1 protein-coding gene is annotated in these 2,630 nt (G+C 71.6%); it reads right to left on the reverse strand.

The genetic code is table 11. The features are described from left to right. A partial coding sequence (locus tag ACWD35_RS45320; protein WP_451357153.1) for an amino acid adenylation domain-containing protein occupies nt 1-2,630 on the reverse strand: 2,630 nt, incomplete at both ends.

Genomic DNA, 2,630 nt, shown 5'->3' on the forward strand with positions numbered 1-2,630 from the left:
TCCGCGGCGACGATCAGCACACCCTGCAGCCCCGCGGGACGGCCTTCGGCGTCGAAGATCTCGCCGATACTGACGTCCAGGTCGAACTTGGCCACCGTGGTGGTCGTGGGTATCGCTTCGGTGCGTACGCCGGGCAGTTCGACGACAGCGTCGGCGTTGTTCTGCAGGGTGAGCATCACCTGGAACAGCGGGTGCCGGGCGAGGGAGCGCGTCGGGGTGAGTTCCTCCACCAAGCGCTCGAACGGCACGCCCTGGTGGGCGAGGCCCGACAGCCCCGCCTCCCGCACCCGGGCCAGTAGCTTACGGAACGTCGGGTCACCGGACAGGTCCGCACGCAGCACCAGCGTGTTCACGAAGAACCCGACCAGGTCGTCGAGGGCTTCGTCGGTACGGCCCGCGCTCGCGAGGCCCATGGGGATGTCGGTTCCGGCGCCAAGGCGGGACAGCAGCGCCGCGAGAGACGCCTGGAGCACCATGAACACCGTCACGCCCTCGGCTCGCGCCACCTCCCGTAGACGCGCATTCACCTCCGCCGGGATGTTCACCGGCAGTCGGTGGCCCTCGTGGCCGGCCACCGCCGGACGCGGGTGGTCGTAGGGCAGCGAGAGCTCCTCGGGGGCGCCTGCCAGCGTCTCGCGCCAGTAGGCGACCTGGCGGGCGAGCACGCTCTCCGGGTCGTCCTGGTCACCGAGAAGTTCACGCTGCCACAGCGCGTAGTCCGCGTACTGCACGGGCAGCGGCTCCCACTGCGAAGCCCGGCCCGCACACCGTGCCTCGTAGGCCACCGACACGTCCCGCGCCAGCGGCCCCATCGACCAGCCGTCGGACGCGATGTGATGCACCACGACCACCAGCACCTGCTCATCGGAGGCGATGCGGAACAGCCAGGCACGGATGGGCACTTCGGCGGACAGGTCGAACGCGTAGCGCGCCGCCTGCGCCACCGCGGCGTCCACATCCGCCGGGACGGCATCGACGACCCGCAACTCCCAGTCCAGCTCCGCCACATCCAGAACACGCTGATACGGCTCACCGCTGTCGGTGGTGGCCATCACCGTGTGCAGCACCTCGTGACGGGCGATCACATCGCGCAGCGCGGCATTCAGTGCTTCCCGGTTCACCCGGCCCTTGAGGCGCAGTGCCACCGGGATGTTGTAGGTGGGGCTCGGGCCCTCCATCTGGCTGATGAACCACAGGCGGCCCTGCGCGTACGACAGCGGAAGGCGCTCCGGGCGCTTCTGTGCCGTCAGGGCGGCCTGGGTGGTGCTCCCGCCGACGAGGCGGGCGGCGAGTCCGGCCGCGGTGGGCGCGTCGAACAGCTCACGGATCTCAAGGTCCACCCCGAGCGCCGAGCGCACCCGGCTGGCCAGGCGCACGGCGAGCAGGGAGTGCCCGCCGAGAGCGAAGAAGTCGTCGTCGACGCCGACGCTCTCCACGCCGAGCACCTGCGCGAAGACGGCGCACAGGATCTCCTCGCGCGCGTCGGCCGGGGCACGGCCGGTCGTGCTCGTGGCGGCGAGTTCCGGCGCGGGCAGGGCCTTGCGGTCCAGCTTCTTGTTCACCGTGAGCGGCAGCTCGTCCAGGACGACGACCGCAGCGGGAACCATGTACTCCGGCAGCCGCTCGGCCACGAGCCCGCCCAGTACCTCGGGCAGACGGGCCGTCGCCGCGCCGTCGACGGGCACGACGTAGGCCACCAGACGCTTGTCACCCGGGGTGTCCTCACGGGCGATCACCGCCGCCTGGGCCACCGACGGGTGCCCGGCCAGCACGTTCTCGATCTCGCCGGGTTCGATCCGGAAGCCCCGAATCTTCACCTGGTCGTCGGAGCGGCCGGCGAAGACCAGGTGGCCTTCGGCGGTCCAGCGTGCCTGGTCGCCGGTGCGGTACAGGCGGGACCCTGCCGGGCCGAACGGGTTCGCCACGAAGCGTTCCGCGGTCAGCGCCGCGCGCCCGAGATAGCCGCGGGCCAGTCCAGCGCCGGACACGTACATCTCGCCGTTGACACCGGGGGGCGCCGGGGCCAGGTGATTGTCGAGCAGGTACACCTGGGTGTTGATCACCGGGGACCCGAGGGCCACCTCGGCGGCGTCGGGGTCGCAGCGCCACAGGGTGGCGTCGACCGTGGTCTCGGTCGGGCCGTAGGAGTTGAACATCGTGCGGCCCCGCGCCCAGCGCGCCATCGTCTCCGGCGGGCAGGCTTCGCCCGCCACGGCGAGCACAGTGTCCGTGCCGATCGACTTCTCGTCGAGGGTGGCCAGGACGGCCGGTGGCAGCGTCACGTGCGTCACGCGGTGTGCGGTGAGGAACTCGGGCAGTGCCGTCCCCAGGCGCCGCTCCTGCGGGACCACGACGAGGGTGGCCCCGGACAGGAGCGCCATGAACCACTCCCAGCCGAAGGTGTCGAAGCTCGCCGACGCAAACTGCCCCACGCGGTGTCCCGGGCCCACGCCGAAGTACCGGATGTGGCCGGCCACCAGGCTTGCCACGCCCGTGTGGGAGACCAGGACGCCCTTGGGGCGGCCGGTGGACCCGGAGGTGTAGATCACGTAGGCGGGATGTGCCATCCGCAGCGGTGCCGACCGCTCGGCGTCGTCGAGCACCTCCGACGGCAGGGCGTCCAGCGCGCC

The sequence above is a fragment of the Streptomyces sp. NPDC002671 genome (assembly GCF_053592475.1).